Source organism: Paenalcaligenes suwonensis (assembly GCF_011290505.1).
Lineage (GTDB): Bacteria > Pseudomonadota > Gammaproteobacteria > Burkholderiales > Burkholderiaceae_B > Paenalcaligenes > Paenalcaligenes suwonensis.
In genome coordinates, this window is the sequence record NZ_JAANPV010000006.1 from 56,594 (window position 1) to 78,848 (window position 22,255).

The 22,255-nt window shown below is 50.3% G+C and carries 18 protein-coding genes, 1 tRNA gene and 1 pseudogene; 7 read left to right on the top strand and 13 right to left on the bottom strand.

The window, feature by feature from the left end:
* Positions 1 to 3 precede the first annotated feature (3 nt).
* Positions 4 to 879 (top strand): protease HtpX, encoded by an 876-nt coding sequence (htpX, locus tag GY634_RS10375; protein WP_166408471.1) that lies wholly within the window; start codon positions 4 to 6, stop codon positions 877 to 879.
* A gap of 145 nt (positions 880 to 1,024) precedes the next feature.
* On the opposite strand, the gene polA is transcribed toward htpX, so the two are convergent.
* On the bottom strand, positions 1,025 to 3,787 hold the full coding sequence (gene polA, locus GY634_RS10380) for a DNA polymerase I (RefSeq protein ID WP_166408472.1): 2,763 nt from the start codon (positions 3,785 to 3,787) through the stop codon (positions 1,025 to 1,027).
* On the opposite strand from polA, the gene GY634_RS10385 reads away from it, so the two are divergent.
* The 5 genes from GY634_RS10385 (at position 3,786) to GY634_RS10405 (ending at position 7,649) form a co-directional block, all read left to right on the top strand.
* Entirely contained in the window at positions 3,786 to 4,466 is a 681-nt protein-coding gene (locus GY634_RS10385) for an LOG family protein (protein WP_166408473.1), read from the top strand. The genes polA and GY634_RS10385 overlap by 2 nt on opposite strands.
* Positions 4,467 to 4,611: 145 nt before the next feature.
* The gene (locus GY634_RS10390) at positions 4,612 to 5,412 is read left to right on the top strand and encodes a transporter substrate-binding domain-containing protein (protein ID WP_166408474.1); all 801 of its coding nucleotides are present in this window, start codon (positions 4,612 to 4,614) and stop codon (positions 5,410 to 5,412) included.
* Positions 5,413 to 5,476: 64 nt separating this feature from the next.
* A complete protein-coding gene (locus tag GY634_RS10395; RefSeq protein ID WP_166408475.1) occupies positions 5,477 to 6,172 on the top strand; it encodes an ABC transporter permease in 696 nt (231 codons plus the stop codon).
* A complete protein-coding gene (gene hisM, locus GY634_RS10400; RefSeq protein ID WP_166408476.1) occupies positions 6,166 to 6,879 on the top strand; it encodes a histidine ABC transporter permease HisM in 714 nt (237 codons plus the stop codon). Before GY634_RS10395 ends, hisM begins: the two co-directional genes overlap by 7 nt.
* Positions 6,880 to 6,881: 2 nt before the next feature.
* Complete coding sequence (locus GY634_RS10405; RefSeq protein WP_166408477.1) at positions 6,882 to 7,649, top strand: ABC transporter ATP-binding protein; 768 nt, start codon at positions 6,882 to 6,884, stop codon at positions 7,647 to 7,649.
* A 56-nt stretch (positions 7,650 to 7,705) separates the two neighbouring features.
* On the opposite strand, the gene GY634_RS10410 is transcribed toward GY634_RS10405, so the two are convergent.
* From GY634_RS10410 to scpB, 9 genes and pseudogenes are all read right to left on the bottom strand, one after another.
* A complete protein-coding gene (locus tag GY634_RS10410) occupies positions 7,706 to 7,879 on the bottom strand; it encodes a hypothetical protein (RefSeq protein ID WP_166408478.1) in 174 nt (57 codons plus the stop codon).
* Between the two features lie 42 nt (positions 7,880 to 7,921).
* Complete coding sequence (gene typA / locus GY634_RS10415) at positions 7,922 to 9,742, bottom strand: translational GTPase TypA (protein ID WP_166408479.1); 1,821 nt, start codon at positions 9,740 to 9,742, stop codon at positions 7,922 to 7,924.
* Positions 9,739 to 10,497 carry a tRNA pseudouridine(55) synthase TruB gene (truB, locus tag GY634_RS10420; protein WP_166408480.1) on the bottom strand — a complete coding sequence of 253 codons (759 nt, stop codon included), beginning with the start codon at positions 10,495 to 10,497 and terminating at the stop codon, positions 9,739 to 9,741. Before truB ends, typA begins: the two co-directional genes overlap by 4 nt.
* Positions 10,498 to 10,532: 35 nt before the next feature.
* On the bottom strand, positions 10,533 to 10,946 hold the full coding sequence (gene rbfA / locus GY634_RS10425) for a 30S ribosome-binding factor RbfA (RefSeq protein WP_166408481.1): 414 nt from the start codon (positions 10,944 to 10,946) through the stop codon (positions 10,533 to 10,535).
* A gap of 3 nt (positions 10,947 to 10,949) precedes the next feature.
* Complete coding sequence (gene infB, locus GY634_RS10430) at positions 10,950 to 13,991, bottom strand: translation initiation factor IF-2 (RefSeq protein ID WP_166408482.1); 3,042 nt, start codon at positions 13,989 to 13,991, stop codon at positions 10,950 to 10,952.
* Between the two features lie 95 nt (positions 13,992 to 14,086).
* Positions 14,087 to 15,571 carry a transcription termination factor NusA gene (nusA, locus tag GY634_RS10435; protein ID WP_166408483.1) on the bottom strand — a complete coding sequence of 495 codons (1,485 nt, stop codon included), beginning with the start codon at positions 15,569 to 15,571 and terminating at the stop codon, positions 14,087 to 14,089.
* Positions 15,568 to 16,059 (bottom strand): ribosome maturation factor RimP, encoded by a 492-nt coding sequence (gene rimP / locus GY634_RS10440; protein ID WP_166408484.1) that lies wholly within the window; start codon positions 16,057 to 16,059, stop codon positions 15,568 to 15,570. The genes nusA and rimP overlap by 4 nt, the downstream gene beginning before the upstream one ends.
* Positions 16,060 to 16,284: 225 nt before the next feature.
* Complete coding sequence (gene rluB / locus GY634_RS10445) at positions 16,285 to 17,994, bottom strand: 23S rRNA pseudouridine(2605) synthase RluB (RefSeq protein ID WP_166408485.1); 1,710 nt, start codon at positions 17,992 to 17,994, stop codon at positions 16,285 to 16,287.
* A 155-nt stretch (positions 17,995 to 18,149) separates the two neighbouring features.
* A pseudogene (gene scpB / locus GY634_RS10450) lies at positions 18,150 to 18,665 on the bottom strand (SMC-Scp complex subunit ScpB); the annotation flags it as partial.
* Between the two features lie 65 nt (positions 18,666 to 18,730).
* On the opposite strand from scpB, the gene GY634_RS10455 reads away from it, so the two are divergent.
* Positions 18,731 to 18,807 (top strand) — tRNA-Met (locus GY634_RS10455).
* Between the two features lie 355 nt (positions 18,808 to 19,162).
* Here the strand turns inward: GY634_RS10455 and phaR are convergent.
* The 3 genes from phaR to GY634_RS10470 all read right to left on the bottom strand — a co-directional run bounded on the left by phaR (position 19,163) and on the right by GY634_RS10470 (position 22,219).
* Positions 19,163 to 19,741, bottom strand: coding sequence for a polyhydroxyalkanoate synthesis repressor PhaR (gene phaR, locus GY634_RS10460; protein WP_166408487.1), 579 nt, complete (start codon positions 19,739 to 19,741; stop codon positions 19,163 to 19,165).
* Between the two features lie 32 nt (positions 19,742 to 19,773).
* Complete coding sequence (gene phbB, locus GY634_RS10465; protein WP_166408488.1) at positions 19,774 to 20,511, bottom strand: acetoacetyl-CoA reductase; 738 nt, start codon at positions 20,509 to 20,511, stop codon at positions 19,774 to 19,776.
* 85 nt (positions 20,512 to 20,596) lie between these two features.
* Complete coding sequence (locus tag GY634_RS10470) at positions 20,597 to 22,219, bottom strand: PHA/PHB synthase family protein (RefSeq protein ID WP_166408489.1); 1,623 nt, start codon at positions 22,217 to 22,219, stop codon at positions 20,597 to 20,599.
* Positions 22,220 to 22,255 lie beyond the last annotated feature (36 nt).

Here is a 22,255-nt window from a genome sequence, read left to right on the forward strand (position 1 = left end):
ACCATGACTCGTATCCTGCTTTTCTTAGCTACTAACTTGGCTGTTATGCTGGTTCTTAGCATTGCTATGAACGTACTGGGCATAGGCCGCTTCCTGACCGCCGAAGGTCTAGACCCTACCGCCTTGCTGGTGTTCTCGGCCATCATCGGCTTTACCGGCGCCATTATCTCGTTGTTAACCAGTAAATGGATGGCTAAACGCAGCACAGGCGCACACGTCATCGACCCACAAGCACCACGCAATGCCCAAGAAGCTTGGTTGGTAGAAACCGTACATCAGTTGGCCGACCGTGCCGGTATTGGCAGACCAGAAGTTGCTATTTACGATGGCGCACCCAACGCTTTTGCTACTGGTGCTTTCAAAAATGATTCATTGGTTGCTGTGTCTACAGGCTTGCTGCAAAGCATGAATGAAGAAGAAGTCATGGCGGTACTGGGCCACGAAGTAGCCCACATCGCGAATGGCGATATGGTGACGCTCACCCTAATCCAAGGGGTAGTAAACACCTTTGTTATCTTCTTTGCACGCTTAGTAGGCTATTTTGTAGACCGCGTCATCATGAAAAATGAACGTGGACTGGGTATGGGTTACTATGCCGCGTCTATTGTCTGTGAGATCATTTTCGGCATCTTGGCCTCCATTATCGTAGCGTGGTTCTCTCGTCGCCGTGAGTACCGTGCCGACGCAGGCTCTGCCTCTCTCTTGGGTTCACACACTCCCATGATTCGCGCCTTGGCACGTTTGGGTAACGTAGAAGCCGGCGAGCTGCCAAAAAGCTTCGAAGCCTCTGGCATTTCTGGCGGTGCTAGCATCGCAGCCCTCTTTGCGTCGCACCCACCTATTGAGGATCGCATCCGCGCTCTGCAACAAGCTCAATAATGAAAACAGGGCAGTCTTGCATTTGCCCCACTTCACACTCACACACCATACCGTCGTGTGTCTGCAAAACAAAACGCCCGATGACATCATCGGGCGTTTTTTATAGTGCTTGGTGACACGTCATCATGATGAGCACAGCTAAAAGTTAGTGCGCTTGCCCCCAGTTATCACCCTCACCTACTTCAGCAACCAGAGGTACATCCAAGGTAGCGATGCCACACATCAAACCAGGCAATGCCTCCTTCAAACGCTCTACCTCATCTACTGGCACATCAAATACCAGTTCATCGTGCACCTGCATCACCATTAGGGTTTTCAGTTGCTCTTGATCCAACCAGTGCTGAACAGCCACCATAGCTTTTTTAATCAAGTCGGCTGCAGTACCTTGCATAGGTGCATTAATGGCGGCACGCAGTGCACCTGCCATTCGTGGGCCCTTCGCCGTTTTTAGCTCAGGGAATGACAACCTACGACCAAAGACAGTTTCCACATAACCTTGATCTTTGGCCTGCTCTTTGATGCGCTCCATATACTGCGCCACACCGGGATAGCGGCTAAAGTAACGATCAATGTAGGCTTTGGCGGCAGCACGGGTAATACCCAAGTTATTCGCCAAACCGAATTCGCCCATGCCGTAAATCAAACCAAAGTTAATCGCTTTAGCTGCATAACGTTGGTCTGGTGTTACTTCTTCTGGCGTCACACTGAAGATCTCAGCGGCGGTCGCTCTGTGCACGTCACCGCCGTCCACAAAGACTTGCTGCAAGTTCTTATCGCCCGACACATGCGCCATGATGCGCAGCTCAATTTGCGAATAGTCAGCCGACACCACCTTACCTTGCGTCGCAACAAAAGCGTCACGCACCTTGCGGCCCTCCGCTGTACGCACCGGAATGTTTTGCAAGTTAGGATCAGATGACGCCAAACGCCCTGTCACTACCGCGGCTTGCGCATAACGCGTATGCACCCGGTTCGTTTTGGGGTTAACCATCTTAGGTAGCTTGTCGGTATAGGTAGACTTCAGTTTCGCTATACCACGATGCTCCAGCATGAGTTTTGGCAATGGGTAATCATTTGCTAACTCGGTCAACACTGCTTCATCTGTAGAAGGCGCGCCACTGGCAGTTTTCTTCACTACCGGTATGCCCAATTTTTCAAACAAGATCTCGCCCACTTGTTTAGGCGAATTCATGTTAAAAGGCTGACCAGCCAACTCATAGGCCTCTGCTTCCAGCTCTAATAAGCGCTGGCCTAGCTCATGACTTTGCTTGTGTAACACATCCGCATTAATAGCCACACCATTGGCTTCAATGGTGGTAAGCACAGAAGACGTGGCTAGTTCTAGCTGATACGTAGCTTCCAACCCTTCATGCGCAGCAATTAAAGGACGCATGACCTGATGCAATCGCAAGGTAATATCCGCATCTTCGCAGGCATAGGCAGTTGCCACATCGACGGACACATCAGCAAACGCAATTTGTTTAGCGCCCTTACCGCAAATGCTTTCATACGGTGTGGTTTGCACATTAAGCCAACGCTGTGCCACATCGTCCATATTCACACGCAAATGCGAATCCAATACATAGGCTTGCAACATGCTGTCTTCAGCAATACCTTGTAGACGCACACCTTCAGTCGCAAATACATGCGCATCATACTTTGCATGGTGCAAAATTTTGGCGTGCTTAGACGACTCTAACCACGGCTTCAACGCCGCCAGTACCACAGCCGGACTTAACTGTTCAATCACCTCGCACCCTTGGTGCGCCACAGGGATATAGCAGGCTTCGCCCGGTTTCACCGATAACGACACCCCTACTAATCTGGCCATCATAGGATCTAACGAGGTAGTTTCCGTATCCAGCGCGGTGAGCTCAGCATGTTCAATTTTTTCTATCCACCGCTGCAAGTCGGCTTGCGTCGTGACCGTTTCATACTGTATGGAAGCGGGTGCTTCAGGAAACTGGTGCTCTACGGCCTCATCAGACGAAACCTCAACGGCAGCTTTGCGAGGTGCTACACGGCCATCTTGCGCAGGAATTCTAGTGGCATCGCCCGTTAACTCACGCAACCACGTTCTAAAACCGTAGTCTTCGTAAATATCCAACAACGTGTTTTTATCTAACGGCAAAGGACGTAATTGATCCAATGACGCATTCAACTCGCCCAAATCGCAATCTAACTTAACTGTCACCAGCTTACGAGTCATCTCGAAACTAGGAATAAAGTCGCGCAGATTCTGTCCTGCTACACCTTTAATTTCATCCGCATGCTGAATGAGCGTATCCAGGTCTTGATACTCATTTAGCCACTTTGCTGCCGTTTTAGGCCCAACCTTAGGCACACCGGGAATGTTGTCCGCGGTGTCACCAATCAGCATCAAATAATCAATAATTTGCTCAGGCCGTACACCATAACGATCAATCACACCTTGGATGTCTTGGCGCTCATTGTTCATGGTGTTAATCAGCTCTACGTGTGGATTTACCAACTGTGCTAAATCTTTATCGCCAGTAGAAATCACACTATGAATACCTTGGGCCGACGCTTGCACCGACAGTGTGCCAATGATATCGTCTGCCTCTACGCCCGGCACGCAAATCACGGGCCATCCCAGTGCTCGCACAGCACGATGAATGGGCTCAATCTGCTGTGCTAGGTCTGTTGGCATAGATGGTCGGTTAGCTTTATAGTCGCTAAATAGATCATCCCTAAAGGTTTTACCTTTAGCATCAAACACGCAGGCCATATAATCTGGCTCATAGTCCTGCAAAATTTTACGCATCATTGCGATGACGCCGTAAAGAGCACCAGTTGGCTCGCCACGAGCGTTACGCAGATCCGGCATGGCATGGAATGCCCTGTACAGATAGCTGGATCCATCAACTAATAATAAGGTTTGTTTCATGTCTGACACTAAAAATGTTCATTTACCCGCCACAGAGCAGATTCCCGTTATATCAGCAGAACTAAAACACGCCGCAGAAACACTACAGGAAGTAGGCTTTGGGATCAGTGTATTCGGTAGCGCTCGCATCCCTTCCGACAATAAATATTATGAAATGGCATGCGAGCTTGGCAAGCGCCTCGCTGAAGCCGGACTGATGCTGATTGCTGGTGGTGGCCCAGGTATTATGGAAGCCGCCAACAAAGGCGCCTACGAAGCAGGCGGTCGAAGTGTAGGCCTTAACATACGCCTACCACGCGAAACCAGCAACAATCCATACCAAACGCACAGCCTGCAATTCGAATACTTTGTATCCAGAAAAGCGACTTTTTTCATGCACAGCTCAGCCTACATTGCTTTACCAGGCGGCTTTGGCACCATGGATGAAGTGTTTGAAGTCATCACCTTGGTGCAGACTCGCAAACTACCTGCTGCACCCATTGTACTAGTGGGATCTGCTTTCTGGGGTGGGCTAATTGACTGGGTTCGTGAACAGCTACTGGGCAACAAGCTGATTTCCCCCGGCGATCTAGACTTGATCACCGTCACCGACGATTTAGACGAAGTTATGCAAGTGGTTAACGCATGCTGCTCGCAATTTGCATTAGAACCCACATGTGAGCCTACGCTGCCACATTAAGCTTTTGCTCCAATTTTCTGCCAACCGTAGCCCTAACCTCTTGTAAGATACAGGGTTTATACGTGTTGGCAGACATAGCCCTACCGCTATGATTTCTACTACATCCTACAGACTTATTACTGCTTATTCCCACAAGGAGAGCATCTTGAAAAAGAATTTGCTGCGCTTTCTGTCTCTGGCTATTTTTAGCGCTGCTACTGCTACCGCAGCAGCTCAGGATTTTACCGAAATCCGTATCGCTACCGAGGCAGGCTACCCTCCCTTTGAATACCTGAATCCATCAGGTGAGATCGTTGGCTACAACATAGAAATCGGTAACGAAATCTGTAAACGCCTGCAAGCTGAGTGCGTATGGGTTGACCAATCTTTCGACAGTTTGATCCCCGGCTTGCAAGCGCGCAAATTTGACTTGGCCCACTCCACCATGACTGCTACCGATGCGCGTCGCAAAGTTATTGACTTCAGCGCACCTCTGTACGTCGTTGCATCTCGTCTGGTTGCCAACAAAGACAAAAACCTAGAACCCACAGCTGACTCGCTTAAAGGCCTGCGTATTGGTGTGCAACAAGGCACCACCATGGAAGCGCATGCGCGTAAAGAATGGGCTCCAAATGGCGTAGAAGTGATTGCTTACCCTAGCTACACCAACGCTTACATAGATTTAGCCTCTGGCCGTATTGATGCGTCGTTCCAAGAAGCCCCTAATGCTGTACAAGGCTTCCTGACCAAACCCGAAGGTGCTAACTTCACCTTGATGGGCGATACCGTTCACGACAGCGCTATTCTTAACGAACCCATCGCTATTGGTGTACGTAAAGGCAATAAAAAGCTTAAAGACGCGGTAGATCAGGTCATCCTGGACATGCAAGCTGATGGTACACTTGCTGCCATTACTGCTAAGTACTTTGAGCCCGGTAACGTTGAGCTACCTAGCACACAGCCTTAACCCTATTCTTTCTTAACCCGTACGAAGCAAGCTTGATTGCTTCGTACCTAGTGCGATCTTTTTTATGTACCTGATGGGCTATGGTCCCCAGCTGCTGGCAGGCACGCTGGAAACCATCCAATTAGCCGTTCTGTCTTTGGCGGTTTCTCTTGTGCTTGGACTGGGCGCGGCAAGTTGCAAGTTATTTGCACCTAGCCGCCTTTTGCGTTTTAGCGCCGCAGTCTATACCACCGTCATACGCGGCATTCCTGATCTAGTATTATTGCTGCTGATTTTCTTCAGCTTGCAGCTTTACCTAAACGATCTGACAGACGCTTTATCGTTACCCTATATAGATATAGAGCCCTTCAGTGCGGGTGTAGCCACGCTAGGCTTCATCTATGGCGCGTACTTTACCGAGACCTTTAGAGGCGCTTTTATGGCGGTTCCTCGTGGGCAACTCGAAGCTGGCATTGCCTACGGCATGTCACGCTGGCAAGTATTTAGCCGTGTTCTCTTTCCACAAATGATGCGTCACGCACTACCTGGCCTAGAAAATAACTGGCTAGTACTGCTTAAAGCTACGGCGTTGGTGTCACTGATTGGCTTGAACGATTTAGTCAAAGTTGCCCAGAATGCAGGGAACGTGACCTTCCATATGTTCCTGTTCATTTCCATCACAGGGCTCATTTATCTCGCGCTCACTACCTTATCTAACAGTGTGTTTTATTTCCTCAATCGCCGCTACTCTGTAGGCATTAAAAAGGCAGAGCTATGGTAACGGTGATTGAAGAATTCTGGCGCGCCTACCTCTATAGCAACCACGGACAGTGGTCTGGCCTAGCCGTCACATTGTGGCTGCTGGTGTTATCGCTATTCTTTGGCTTTATCTTATCGATTTTTACCGCGATAGGACGTAACTCTGCCCGCTGGTACATTTCCAAGCCCATCTGGCTATTCTCTTATGTATTTAGAGGCACACCGTTATACGTACAGATACTGTTCATTTACGGCGGCCTATATGGGTTAGACTTCATCAAAGAAACACCCAACCTGGCGGCTTTTTTCCAAAGCGGCTTTAACTGCATGGTGTTGGCCTTGGTGCTGAACAACGTCGCCTACACAACAGAAATTTTTGCGGGTGCCATCCGAGCCACGCCTGCTGGCGAAATAGACGCTGCACGCGCTTATGGCATGACACGCCCCACCATGTACCGACGCGTGATCCTTCCCTCCGCACTACGCCGTGCCTTGCCTGCCTACAGCAACGAAGTCATCTTGATGCTGCATGCCACCTCGTTGGCCTTTACTGCCACTGTGCCGGATATATTAAAGATTGCTAGGGACGCCAACTCGGCCACCTATGAAACCTTTGCCTCATACGGTTTAGCGGCCTTGCTGTATTTAGCTATTACCGTCGTACTAGTAGGCGGATTCCGCATCATTGAAAAACGTACACTTTCATCTCTGCAACCCCTGAAGCCTTAGTCATGCAAAAACTGCAAGTTAAAAACATTCATAAAGCCTATGGGCAGAATCAAGTGCTCAAAGGTGTCTCTCTGGATGCTAATGCAGGCGATGTCACGTGCATTATCGGCTCCAGCGGCTCAGGTAAAAGTACCTTTTTACGCTGCATTAACTTTCTGGAAATTCCAGATCAAGGTAGCGTGCAACTCAACGACCAAGTCATACATGCCGTCACCAAAGACAATGGCACTACCCGTGTATCCGACTTGAAAATGCTACGTGATATGCGTACACGCCTAACCATGGTGTTTCAGCACTTCAATCTGTGGGGCCACATGAACGTTCTACAAAACGTCATGGAAGCACCTACCCACGTATTGAAAGTGTCTAAAAAAGAAGCCATGGAGCGTGCACGTCATTACCTGAACAAAGTAGGCTTACCTACCAGTATCGAGCAACAGTACCCTGCCCATTTATCCGGTGGTCAGCAACAGCGTGTTGCCATCGCTCGTGCCTTGGCCATGGAACCTGAGGTCATGCTGTTTGACGAACCCACTTCAGCCCTAGACCCTGAGCTGGTTGGTGAGGTTCTGAAAGTGATGCAACAGTTAGCCGAGGAAGGCCGCACTATGTTGATCGTGACACACGAGATCGGCTTTGCACGCCAAGTGAGCAATAACATTGTGTTCTTACATCAGGGTGTGGTGGAAGAATGCGGTAGTCCTTCAGCAGTGCTGGATACCCCGCAAAGTGAAAGGCTGCAGCAATTTTTAACGGGCAATTTGAAGTGATGATTGCTTGAAGATTGCTATGCTGCACTAAAAACTCCCTCCTTGAGAGGGTGTTTTTATTTCTGCTGCTGGATTCTACTGACTTCGGTATAGGTGATGAGTGCAATGCAAAAGCCTCTTAGCAACCACCTGCTGCCGTAGCCTAAGGCGGTGGCATTACGAGCAGAAGACCACACCGCACACCCATAACGCCACCAAACAAAAAAGCCCACAAATCCAAGAGGACTCATGGGCTTCTTCTAGCTGTTACCAGCTACATACCGCTTACCTGATTATGCTTCTTCACGAGCAAACTTACGACGCTCATGCTCTTTCAGGTGACGCTTACGCAGACGGATGGACTTAGGTGTAACTTCCACCAACTCATCGTCATCAATAAAGTCTACCGCGTATTCCAACGACAAACGGATAGGAGTGATCAGGTCGATGTGCTCATCTTTACCCGATGCACGAACGTTAGTCAGTTTCTTCTCACGAATTGGGTTCACGATCAGGTCGTTATCACGGCTGTGAATACCGATGATCATACCTTCGTAAACGGGGTCATTAGGCGAAACGAACATTTTGCCGCGCTCTTGCAGTTTCCACAGTGCGTATGCAACTGCTTCACCATCGTCTTGGCTGATCAGAACGCCGTTACGACGCTCACCCACGGAACCTTCACGCATAGGCTGGTAGGAGTCAAAAATGTGACTCATCAAGCCTGTACCGCGTGTCAGTGTCATGAAATCGCCTTGGAAGCCGATCAGACCACGTGCAGGAATACGGTATTCCAAACGGGTACGACCACGACCATCAGGGATCATGTCTTGCAAGTCACCACGACGACGACCCAACTCTTCCATCACACCACCTTGGTGACCGTCTTCAACGTCCACTGTCAGGTGCTCGTAGGGTTCCATCTTCACGCCGTTTTCTTCTTTGATCAGCACGCGTGGACGGGATACCGCCAACTCGTAGCCTTCGCGACGCATGTTTTCCAACAAGATGGTCAAGTGCAACTCACCACGGCCACATACTTCAAATGCCGTATCGTCACCGGTGTCATTCACACGCAACGCTACGTTGGATTTCAATTCCAAATCCAAGCGGTCACGGATCTGACGGCTGGTCACAAACTTACCTTCACGGCCTGCCAATGGCGAGGAGTTCACGATAAAGTTCATGCTCAGTGTAGGCTCGTCAATGCGCAGCAATGGCAGAGCTTCTGGCTTAGCAGGATCCATCAGTGTGCAGCCAATACCGATTTCATCAATACCGTTAATCAGTACGATGTCACCCGCTTGAGCTTCTTCCACTTGTTGACGGTTCACACCTTTAAAGGTTTGCACTTGGTTGATACGGCCTTTGATAGGCTCGCCTTCAGGACCAAATTTCAGAATCACGTCTTGACCAGCACGTACACGACCACGGTTTACACGGCCTACACCGATCTTACCGACGTAGCTGTTGTAGTCTAAAGAACAGATTTGCAGTTGCAATGGACCATCTGGGTCATCATCACGCTGAGGCACGTGATCCAAGATAGCTTGGAACAGTGGGCGCAGATCGCCGGAACGCACATCGTCAGTCAAACCGGCATAACCGGACAAACCTGAAGCGTAAACAATTGGGAAATCCAACTGCTCTTCTGTAGCACCCAACTTGTCAAACAAATCAAATGTTTCGTTTACAGCGAAATCTGGTCTAGCACCTGGACGGTCAACTTTGTTGACCACCACAATAGGTTTCAGACCCAGTTCCAACGCTTTGCGGGTTACGAAACGGGTTTGAGGCATAGGGCCTTCTACCGAATCCACCAGCAACAACACTCCGTCAACCATCGACAGTACACGCTCTACCTCACCACCGAAGTCAGCGTGTCCGGGGGTATCAATAATGTTGATGTGTGTACCCTCAAACTCTGCCGCGCAGTTTTTGGCCAAGATAGTGATACCGCGTTCTTTCTCGATATCGCCAGAGTCCATAACGCGATCGCTAACATGTTCATTCGCACGAAACGTGCCAGACTGTTTCAGAAGCTGATCAACCAGGGTAGTTTTCCCGTGGTCTACGTGAGCAATAATAGCCACATTGCGCAATGCGCGACTCATAATGTTTCCTTAAGGTTAAGGTTAGCTGGGCGTAGCGTTTCGGGTAAATCAGCCAGCCCGATTAAAAGGGATTCAGGTTCCTCAGAATCCTGTATTGTGTCCAGCGTTACCGCCTTTTCCAATAGAAAGGGTCCCACAGCCGTACGACGCAACGCCGTCAGGTGAGCCCTATAACCTAAACGTTGACCAATATCTTGTGCCAAAGTTCGGATATACGTGCCTTTGCTGCACTCCACTGCTATACGCGCAGTGTTCCCTTCACAGGATAACAATTCAATACTATGAATCGTTACCGTACGGGGTGGTCTTTCCAGTTCTATGCCTTGCCGTGCATATTCATACAGCGGCTTACCATCACGCTTTAAGGCCGAGTACATAGGTGGAATTTGTTGAATTTCACCTAAGAATTCTTGTAATACTTGTTGGACTGCTTCTTTATCAGCCCCACCTTCAGGCAGTTCAGCCGTTGCAACCACCGTACCGGTTAAATCACCCGAGTCAGTTTCCGCACCGAAGGTGAGCTCTGCTTCGTATGCTTTATCAGCATCCAAAAGCAATCCAGAAATTTTAGTTGCTTTACCAAAGCAGCACACCAACAGCCCTGTAGCAAAAGGATCCAAGGTGCCGGTGTGACCTGCTTTACGAGCATCCATCGCTCGTCGGGCGCGTTGCAATGCGTGGTTACTGGACAGACCTTCACCTTTGTCCAGCAACAGCACACCATCGAGCACACGTCCGCGTTGTCGCCTCGCCATCGTATTTATTTTCCGCTAAAAAACGACGCGCCGACTCAGGCTTGGTCGTCGTCAGGATCGTCAGGAACAGCGTCAGTAGCTGTACTGAAAGAAGAACGGTTTGCCTCGTCGATCAGCTTGGACATGGCCATGCCACGCACCACGTGATCATCGTAGAAGAAACGCAGAGTAGGAACAGTATGGATATGCAACAAGCGGTATAGCTGCGAGTGCAGCCAGCCAGCCTTGGCATTCAGTACTTCAGTTGCAATCTGTGGCTCAGCGCCGAAGACCGTAAAATACACTTTAGCGTGTGCATAATCCGCTGACAGTTCAACTTCTGTCAGCGTGATTAAGCCAGCGCGAGACATATCTATCTCTCGCTGAATGAGCACCGCCAAATCTTTTTGAATTTGGTCGGCAAGGCGGACATTACGTCCGCCGCCAGCTTTGTTTTTGTGTCTTGCCATGAATTACAGTGACCGGGCGATTTCCTTGATCTCGAAGATCTCTAGCTGGTCGCCCACTTGAATATCATTATTACCACGTAAGGTGATACCACAATCGAAGCCTTGGCGTACTTCGCGGACATCGTCCTTGAAGCGTCGCAGGGATTCGAGATGGCCCGTCCAATGCACCACGTTGTCGCGCAGCAGACGTACCTGAGAATCGCGCTTGACGATGCCTTCGGTAACCATACAACCAGCCACACTCCCAATACGAGAAATGTGGTACACCTCGCGAATTTCTACCATACCGATAACCTCTTCGCGTTTCTCTGGTGTCAACATGCCGGACAAGGCTGCTTTCACTTCGTCTACCGCATCGTAAATGATGTTGTAGTAGCGAATATCAATACCGTTCAATTCGGCCAGTTTACGTGCGCTTTGTTCTGCACGTACGTTAAAGCCAATTACTACTGCGTTAGACGCGATAGCCAAGTTGATGTCGCTTTCAGAAATACCACCCACCGCAGCGTGCACTACTTGTACTTTCACTTCGTCCGTTGCCAGTTTCAGCAAGGAAGACACCAACGCCTCTTGAGAACCTTGTACGTCGGTTTTGATGATCAGAGACAATGTCTGTACACCTTCACCAATGTTCTCAAACAGGGAATCCAATTTCGCTGCTTGCTGACGAGCCAATTTCACATCACGGTATTTACCTTGACGGAACAAAGCAATTTCACGTGCTTTACGCTCATCTTGCATAGCAACCAGTTGATCACCCGCTGCAGGCACTTCAGTCAAACCTTGAATTTCCACAGGCATAGATGGGCCTGCTTCTTTCAGGGACTTACCCGTTTCGTTCACCATGGCACGAATACGGCCAAAGCTTGCGCCTACCAGCACGGTATCACCGTGATGCAATGTACCTGTTTGAACCAGCACTGTCGCCACCGGGCCGCGACCGCGATCCAGACGGGCTTCAATCACAGTACCTTGTGCAGGTGTGTTGATTGGCGCTTTCAGTTCTAGCATTTCTGCTTGTAGCAGCACTTGCTCCAACAAGTCATCAATACCGTCACCAGTGCGTGCCGATACAGGTACGAAAGGCACATCGCCACCGTACTCTTCAGGCACCACCTCTTCCACCAACAACTCTTGCTTCACGCGCTCAGGGTTGGCTTCAGGTTTATCTACTTTAGTGATGGCTACAACCAGCGGTACGCCAGCGGCGCGTGCATGGTGAATAGCTTCACGTGTTTGTGGCATCACGCCGTCATCGGACGCAACCACCAGAATAACAACGTCGGTCGCTTTGGTACCGCGAGCACGCATGGCCGTAAAGGCTTCGTGACCGGGGGTATCCAAGAACGTTACATTACCGCGTTCAGTTTTAACGTTGTACGCACCAATGTGCTGAGTAATACCACCAGCCTCGCCCGACGCTACTTTAGTGCGACGGATGTAGTCCAGCAAGGAGGTTTTACCGTGGTCAACGTGACCCATTACGGTCACCACTGGAGCACGTGGGCCCTCTTCAATCTCGCCAGTGAACTGATCTTCCAAGAAGGACTCAGGATCGTCCAGTTTGGCAGCAATCGCTGTATGGCCCATTTCTTCAACCAAGATCATGGCTGTTTCTTGATCCAGCACTTGGTTAATGGTAACCATTTGACCCAGCTTCATCAGATGCTTGATCACTTCTGCTGCTTTCACAGCCATTTTGTGAGCCAGGTCAGCAACAGTAATGGTTTCAGGCACAGCCACTTCGCGAACAATTGCTTCCACTACTTGTGGTTGCTGCTCTACTTGGTTCTGACGGCCACGGCCACGTTTACCACCACGGTTGCTGGCATGCCATGCTTCGCGCTCGGTAGAGGCAGAAGCCACTTCAGCTTTGGAAGGCTGTTTACGACGGCTATCGCCCACCCAACCGGTTTCACCTTTAACTGCTGGTTTAGCCGTTGTTTTCTTGGTGCTATCGCCGTTTTTCGCATCTTTCTTCGTAACCGGTTTACCCGCTTTACGAGCAGCGTCTTGGCTTTCTGCCGCACGCAATACTTTGCGAGGACGGTTCAGCATCTCACTGATGGCAGCCGCTTCCGCTTCTGCTGCTGAGCGAGCGCGATCACGATCGCCATCGCTCACAGCAGCCTGGGGCGCTGGTCGGCGAGTAGCAGGATTGCCGCTGGATTGCGGACGGCCTGCGCCTTGCGGACGATCCGAATGACGGTTTGCGCCGGACGACGTATTGCCGCCACGCTGCGCATTCGCTCCACCTTGCGGTCTTGGGCTACGAGTTTGATTGTCAGCTTTCGCTGTAGGGGTGTCTTTGACAGGCTTGTTTTTAACGGCCACGTTATCCAGCTCTTCAGTTTGTTCTGCCTTCACAGGCGTTTCTTGCTCTACCTGTGATGTAACTTCAGGCACTTGCTTTTCAGACTGACTGACAGCGGGTGACACAGGTTGCCGTACCTGTTCTTCCTTGGCTGCTGTTTCTGCAGTCGGTTCGGTTTTTTGAGTCTCTGCAACCGGTGCCTTTTTAACTGGCTCTGGCTGGGCCTCAACGTTGGTTTCCTGTGCAGGAGCAGGCTCTTGCTTAGGAGTTTCTACTGCTACTGGTGCTTCAGCAGCTACTTCAGGTGTAGCTACTGGTGCAACAGTTGGTTTGCTTACTTCTGCTGGTGCAGTATTTTCTACTGCTACCGGTGCGGTCTCAGCAGGTTCAACAGCATTTTGTTCTTCATCACGGGCTGCTGTTGCAGCTTTAGCGGCTTCAGCAAGAAGCTCAGCCGGATCCCGTTTCACAAATACGCGTTTCTTGCGGGTTTCTACCTGAATAGTGCGAGAACGCCCTGATCCATCAGCTTGGCGGATTTCTGAGGTTTTGCGACGAGTCAGCGTGATTTTATTTCCACGCAATGACTCTAGCAGCTTCGCCTTATCTGCTTCGGTGACGGAATCGTCTACCGATCTGAGCTGAACACCTGCAGCACGCAATTGCTCCAACAACGATTCTGCAGGCATTTTCAGTTCTTGAGCGAACTGGGCGACTGTGTTACTCGGCATTCGACTCTCTCTTGCTTACAACTACTTATTCTATTAATAATAACCCCTGATAGTCGGCTCTCCTCTCTAGAGCAGGCCGACCTGCTGCAACGTCATCATGCGTCACCATCAAACCAGTGGGCTCGTGCACGCATAATTAGGTTGCTAGCGTCTTCAGCATTTAGGCCAGTGATTTCGGACAGTTCATCTGTCGCCAATTCGGCCAAATCATCCAGCGTGGTTACTTCTTTTTCAGCCAAAGCCGCCACGATATCAGGAGTCATTCCTTCGATTTCTAACAGGTCTTTCTCAACTGCCTGTACCAGTTCGTCTTTAGCGATAGCTTCAGACAACAAGGCATTACGAGCACGTGTACGCAGCTCGTTAACGGTTTCTTCGTCAAAGGAGTCTATATCTAGCAGCTCTTGCAGCGGCACATAGGCCACTTCTTCTAGACCACTGAAACCTTCGTCAATCAGCACGTCGGCAATACCTTCGTCTACATCCAAGCGCTGCATGAACATATTTTGCAGTTCACGACGCTCTTCTTCCTGACGGTTCTGGCTTTCTTCTGGTGTCATGATGTTGATTTGCCAGCCAGTCAGTTCGGAAGCCAAACGTACGTTTTGACCACGAGCACCAATAGCCTTAGGCAGGTTCTCTTCATCCACCACTACGTCCATGGCATGTTTGTCTTCATCAACAACAATGGATTCCACATGCGCTGGAGCCAGTGCACCAATCACAAATTCTGCGGGATCTTCAGCCCACAAAACGATATCAACCTGCTCGCCGCCCAACTCGTTACGAACGGCAGTCACACGCGAACCGCGCATACCTACACATGTACCGATAGGGTCAATACGCTGGTCATAGGCGATAACGGCAATTTTGGCACGTACACCCGCATCGCGAGCAGCGGCTTTAATTTCCAGCAAGCCTTGTTCGATTTCTGGTACTTCGTTCTCGAACAGTTCCTTGATGAAATCAGGAGCGGTACGAGACAGAATCACCTGTTGACCACGAGCAGCGCGATCAATTGTTTTTACCAATGCGCGAACACGGTCACCCATACGAATATTTTCTTTGGGGATCATTTCGCTACGTGGCAAACGGGCTTCGATTTTACCCATCTCAATGATGGCATCGCCCTTGTCTATACGACGTACTGTACCAGAGACGATTTTCTCGCCACGATCCAAGAAGTCGTTCAGCACTTGCTCACGCTCTGCATCACGTATACGTTGCAAAATAGCCTGTTTAGCTGCTTGCGCACCAATACGTCCAAATTCTATAGGCTCTAAGGCCTCTTCAATGTAATCACCGATCTGCACATCAGGCACGATTTCAATCGCGTCACTGTACATCTCTTGACGATCAGGTTCTTGCAGGCCTGCTTCATCAGGCACTACCAACCAACGTCTGAACCCTTCGTGTTCGCCCGTTACGCGATCCACCGCTACCCGTATGTCGGCATCTTCTTCGAAGCGTTTTTTCATTGCAGACGCTAACGCACCTTCTAGGGCGCCAAACACCACATCTGCTTCTACACCTTTTTCACGCGCCAGCGCATCAACTAGCAAAAGAATTTCGCGACTCATCGCTTTCTACCCTTGAAATCAAGAACGGGATCCAATTTGGCACGATCCACTTCATCAAATGTGAATGTTAGGTCTCTGACATTGCCAGAAGCTTGCTCTAACTCCAACACAAACTGCGTGTCTGCATCCACATTATCCACAGTGACGTCTTCAGGGCTGATCAACACACCCTTAAACACTTTCTGGTTATCCACCGCCTCGTAAAAGCGCAGTTCTACCCTAGCACCGGCAAAGCGTACAAAGTCTCGCAATGTTCGTAGCGGACGATCTATACCAGGAGAACTCACTTCCAGACGAGCGTAATCGACGTTTTCTACTTCGAAAACGCGCGACAACTGTTTGGACACCCATTCACAATGGTCAATGACCACCCCTTCAGGATGATCGATCACGACACGCAACACGCCCAGAGGCGCACGCTCTACATCGATCAATTCGATGTCGCTGCCCAGCAAGGCTTCTTGTGTTAAAGCGAAAATATCTGCCATAAAATCCAAAAAAAATGGGCTGACTGCCAGCCCACTGCTACCTTAAAAGCTTAGATCCGGTAAGTATCTAACATTACATACAATAACGATGATACCGTGCCAAGCTTTACATTTTAACAGAATTCGAGAAAAAATCCTGCCACATCCAGCGCTTAGCCCAGAAATAAAGCCTTCAACTCACAGAAACCGGACTACACCTACCTCATAGCCCGGCCCTGTGGTGCATTAACGACGGTTAGTCCCTATGCGAGCCAAGCGGGATTCATGCGCATTGGAGGAACGCGGCTGCCAATCATCACCCGAGCGATTGCCTGAACGACCACCACGCGCTGGTGCACGCTTCGCAGCAGATCGAGGTGCCTGTTGCCCTTCCTCTGCACCACGCTCACTACCACGACGGCGTTTATTGGCCGGACCAGCTTGCGGGTCTCTAGCTTGCTGCCCTCTTGCGGAAGGCCCTGCATTACCACGCTGCGGAGCACCGCTACGCCCACCACCACGACGACCGCCTCGGCCCGCCTCTGGGTGGCCGTTAGCCAAGCCACCACTAACCAGCATGCCGGTAGTCGCTGTTGGGTCCACATAACCACCACCTTCACTGGTACGCAGACGGCCACGTCGGTTGGTACGAGCACCATTGGTACCGTTTTGCTCCATCGTGCCAAAACCTGGAGGCAATGCACTGTCATGACTTAACGGCTGACTATGGCGACGTGCGCCACGACGACCACCCGCGCTTTCTGTCTCGCCGGTATCACGCCACAACCCTACACGCAGCATCAGCGCAGCGACCATGTCGGCGTTTAACTCTTCCCAACGACCACGACGCAAGTTACGAGGCAACACCACCTCGCCAAAACGTGTACGGATCAATCGGCTCACCGTTACACCGGCAGCCTCAAACATGCGGCGCACTTCGCGATTACGCCCTTCATGCAAGGTCACGCGGTACCAGCGGTTACTGCCTTCACCACCGATAAACTCCAACTCACCAAACTTAGCCTCACCATCTTCCAGCTCAATGCCAGTAGTCAGACGTTTAGCTTGATCATCCGCCAGCTCACCCAACACACGCACAGCGTACTCACGCTCAGCGCCATAACGTGGGTGCATCATTTTGTTGGCCAGATCACCAGAGGTTGTGAAAATCAACAAACCTTCGGTGTTCAAATCCAGCCTGCCTATGGACAGCCATTTACCCACACGCATTTTTGGTAAACGAGCAAATACCGTTTCGCGCCCCTCTGGGTCATCATGCGTCACGATTTCGCCTACCGGCTTGTGATACAAAATCACGCGTGGTGGTTTATTAGCGTTTGGACGTGCAATCAAACGGCCATTCACGCGTACTTTGTCATCCTGACCTACGCGCTGACCAATGTGTGCAGGCTCGCCGTTAACCGACACGCGCCCTGCCACAATCATCTCTTCCATTTCGCGGCGTGAACCCACACCCGCATCAGCCAAGACCTTATGCAACTTAGGCTGTATAGCCTCGCTGGTCAGGTAACGCCCCAAGCGTTGGGACATTCTGGCTGTTTTATCCAAGTACGACAGTGCGTGATCCGCTTCTTGATCATCCTCAGCACTCATACGCACCGGTTGCTCTTGCTCTACCGTCTGAGCTGGCGCCGCTTTAGCACGTGTACTCGTTTTACGCGCACGAGGTGCGCGGGGAGCACGTGGCTGGTCGGCGTTCGCTGCAGCAGCTGGCCTACGTCTGCCTTTAGCGGCTGGCTGCTGATCCGAAACCTCTTCTTTTACTTCAGAGGTGGAGGAGGCATCATCACGATTACGCGCACCGGCTTCGGTTGCGTCACCACGACGACGGCGAAACGGCGTACGCAACTTACGCCCTTTGCCTCGCGATGCCGTAGAAGTGGCATCAGCCCCTTCCGCGCTACGCTCAGGCGCTTGTTCAATATTTTCCGTCATTGATTAAAAGACTCCAGTTTTTCTCATTCATTATGCTTTGATGAAAAGTGTCACTTCTCATCGCTTTCTTCATGTTCCGTAGTGTCGGGCTCATGCAACGTCCCTTGTTGCGTGTTATCCAGCTCCACAAGCTGTTGCATAAACACATCCTGAACCTGCTCTTCATCCAAAGAAGGCAAGTCCTGCAAAGAACGTAAACCTAAATCATCTAGAAATTGTCGCGTTGTACCTAACAACGCAGGGCGCCCAGGCGCATCTCTATAGCCCAGAACTTCGATCCAACCCCGATCTTCCAATGTACGCACAATCTGAGTAGAAACACCCACTCCACGTATATCTTCAATATCACCACGGGTAACCGGCTGACGCCACGCAATGATGGCCAGCGTTTCCAATACCGCACGTGAGTATTTAGGCGGACGGTCCGGATTAAGTCGTGCCAGATAAGGCTGCATTTCAGGTCGGCTTTGAAAACGCCAACCGCTGGATAGGGATACCAGCTCAAGCCCTCTATCGTTCCAATCCAGCTGCAACATCGCTAGATGGTGACGCATCTGATCGGCGGAAATTTCATGCACACCGAACAACTGCCGTAATTGTGACAGATTAAGCGGCTCTTCTGTACATAATAATGCCGCTTCCAACACTTTTAAAATCTCATTATCTGTCATACCTAGTCTATTTTCCAAATGAAGCTTGCTTTTTTGAAACAGTCAGGTTACTATGATTTTTCTGACGCGGGGTGGAGCAGCATGGTAGCTCGTCGGGCTCATAACCCGAAGGTCGTAGGTTCAAATCCTGCCCCCGCAACCAAATTCCGAAAGGGCTGATTTCTTAGAAATCAGCCCTTTTTCTTTGCCCACATTATTTGCACACAAAATAAAGGCGCAACCCATCCCCTGTTCCTGCACACAGCTATTGAACACGAAGGCATTTTGAGTTTTCATCTTTAGTACACGTGCTTAGCTCGCATAACAACCATGCGACTAAACCATTTGGGCTATAAGAAAAAGAAAGGAAGTGTTGGGCTAAAGGATCTGTGGCCTGCACAGCAATCTTGTAGACGTTATTTACGTCACTGATGCCCAGCTAATAAAACCGTGGGGAAAAGACCTCCCCACCAGTTTTACCATTACATCATCAGAGCCCTGCTTTACGCAAGACCGTTTTACTCTTTGGGTTTACGTGTTTTTTCTTTAGTAGGCGCAGGGGACGCAAAAGGAAAGGCCGTAAACAACCCATACATTTGGTCTTGCATCTGGTCTTGCACCTGCGTAAACATTTTCTGACTTTGCTCCGCATAAGAGTTCATCATTTTCTGGATCATCGGTGTTTGCACAGTCATAAACTGTGCCCACGCCTCAGGCCCTACAGGCTTGCCATACACATGCTTAGACTGTGCTAGCAAGCGCTCTTGAATTTCGATGAACGCTTGAATGTTCTGCTCAAGATAGCTGCCCATTACGCCCTGCATGGCACTGCCATAGAACCGTATGATGTGCGACAGCACCTCGGTTGAAAACATGGGCACGTTCGCGCTTTCTTCTTCCAAGATAATCTGCAACAGAATACTGCGCGTAATATCGTCATTAGTCTTGGCATCCACCACAGTAAAGCTTTCGCTTGCCATCACCAATTGTTTTACATCTGCCAAGGTGATGTACGAGCTGGTGCACGTATCGTAGAGCCGCCTATTTGGATATTTCTTAATTAATCTTACAGTTTCTGCTGCAGAATCTTGTGTCATAGACTACCTTTTAATTCCAAAAATACCGTGCATTAGCCCATATGCAGGCCACCGTTGACTGAAAAGTCAGCACCGGTAGAAAAGCCTGAATCATCAGAAGCCAGCCACGCCACAATAGAGGCGATTTCGTCAGGCTCACCCAAGCGACGCACTGGAATCGTTGCAACGATTTTCTCTAGCACATCGGGACGTATGGCACGCACCATATCCGTACCAATATAACCTGGCGAAACAGTATTCACTGTTACCCCTTTGCTGGCAACCTCTTGCGCCAGTGCCATTGTAAAACCATGTATACCTGCTTTGGCCGTGGAATAGTTTGTTTGACCAAATTGGCCGCGCTGCCCATTCACCGAGCTGATATTAATAATACGCCCCCAGTTGTTGGCCAACATGGGCTCTAGCACTTGCTTCGTTACGTTAAACAAACTGTTCAAGTTCGTATCGATCACAGAGCGCCACTCTTCTAGAGTCATTTTACGAAATTGGCCATCGCGTGTAATACCTGCGTTATTCACCAATACCGCAACGTCGCCGTGCTCACGTCGTACTTTTTCAAACGCCTCAACGGTGGAGTCCCAATCCGAGACGTTTCCAGCCGACGCATGAAACTCGAAACCCAGCTGACGTTGCTCATCTAACCACTTTTGGGCGTCTCTGTTTGGCCCACACCCAGCAACAACTTTAAAACCTTCACGCGCTAAACGCTGACATATTGCCGTACCGATACCACCCATGCCCCCGGTCACATATGCTAATTTTCCAGACATACACTTTCTCCTTGTAGTCCTCACTCATACAACAGCACGAGTTGGCCAGCTCTGCACCAACATACTTTTTTTACTCTTGTAGCGGTTACGCTCTGACTCGCACGTAGTTGCCCGGTGCTGCCAGTAAGGCAGGATACTGCGCATTGCCTGTTTGCGTGGTAGCAGTAATGTCTGCTCCGCTATGCTTCTCCAACCAGCTCATCCAATCACCCCACCAACTACCGGGCAACTGCTGCGCTTGATCAAACCAGTGCTCAGACTCTTGCGTCTTATCTAAGCTTCCGGCGGTTGTTTGCGTCCAGTAATGACGCTTTTGATCGGCTGGTGGATTAATAACACCAGCAATATGACCCGACGCCCCCAACACAAAGCGCACGTCGCCCTGTAGTAGCTGGGCGCTGCGGTATGCACTACGCCACGGCACAATATGATCGTCACGCGATCCATATACGTAAGCCGGCATAGTGAGTGTATTCAACGTTAACGTGTGCCCATTAATGGCTACACCTTCTGGTTTTTTTAAATTATTTTCCAGATATGTATTACGGAAATACCACGTAAAAAATGGGCCGGGCAAATTTGTACCATCAGCATTCCAATACAACAGATCAAAAGCTGGCGGCGTTTTGCCCTTTAAATAGTTATCAGTGACGTAATTCCAGACCAGTTCCGCTGGACGCAAAAAGGCAAAGGTCGTGGCCAGCTCATTCGCCGCCAACAATCCACCAGAACCTATTTGCCATTCCCTGAAGCACGCCAACGCTTCATCCACAAAGACTTGCAATGCGCCTACGTCTTCAAAATCCAGCATGGTTGTGAGCAGGGTTAACGCGTTCACTGGGTGCTCACCCTGCGCTGCCGCCAAACTAAGCGCAGAGCTTAATAGGGTACCACCTACACAAAACCCCAATGCATTGATCTTGGGCTGCTGTGTAATGTCGCGCACCACATCAATGGCTTGCAAGACCCCACTCTCTAGATAGTCGCCCCACGTTGCTTGCGCAATGCCATCGTCATCATCCAGCAACGGGTTACGCCATGACATCAAAAACACCTGATAGCCTTGCTCTACCGCGTGCCGCACAAAGGAATTACGCGGCTGTAAATCTAGGATGTAGTATTTGTTAATGCAAGGCGGCACAACCAACAGCGGAATAGCCTTCACTGTCGCCGTGGAAGGACGGTAATGCAGCAGTTCAAACAACGCATTGCTGTACACCACATCACCGGGCGTGGTGGCCAAGTTTTCGCCTAGCTGAAACTGGCTTTCGTCGGTTTGACTCAAGCGCCCTTTTTGCAAGTCTTGCCAGAAATTCTGCGCACCTGTGAGCAAACTCGCCCCTTGTGTGAACAGCAAATCTTGCTGCACATCCGGATTAGTGGCCAAGAAGTTTGCAGGTGAAATAGCCTCTATCCACTGCATTAATGCAAAAGAGAGGCGTTGCTGCTGCTCCCCCCCTATAGAGGCCTGATCAGCAAGCTTTTGTAAGGTGTCGGCGTAGAGTTCCCACACATGAGCAGCCATCAAAGACTGGGGATGCGACTTCCATGCCTCACCTTTAAAGCGACGGCTTTTAGGCATGCCCAATGAGGCTTGCGCAGCAGCTTGTTGCAACGCCTGCCAGCGATGCTCAAAGTCGGCACGAATGCCCTGTAGCGCATCGCTATCAATAAATAGAGAAAGAGGGTGTACCGCAGCCTCAGCCATCGTAATTTGTCTCCCTGTCGCCAAAGCCATCTAGGG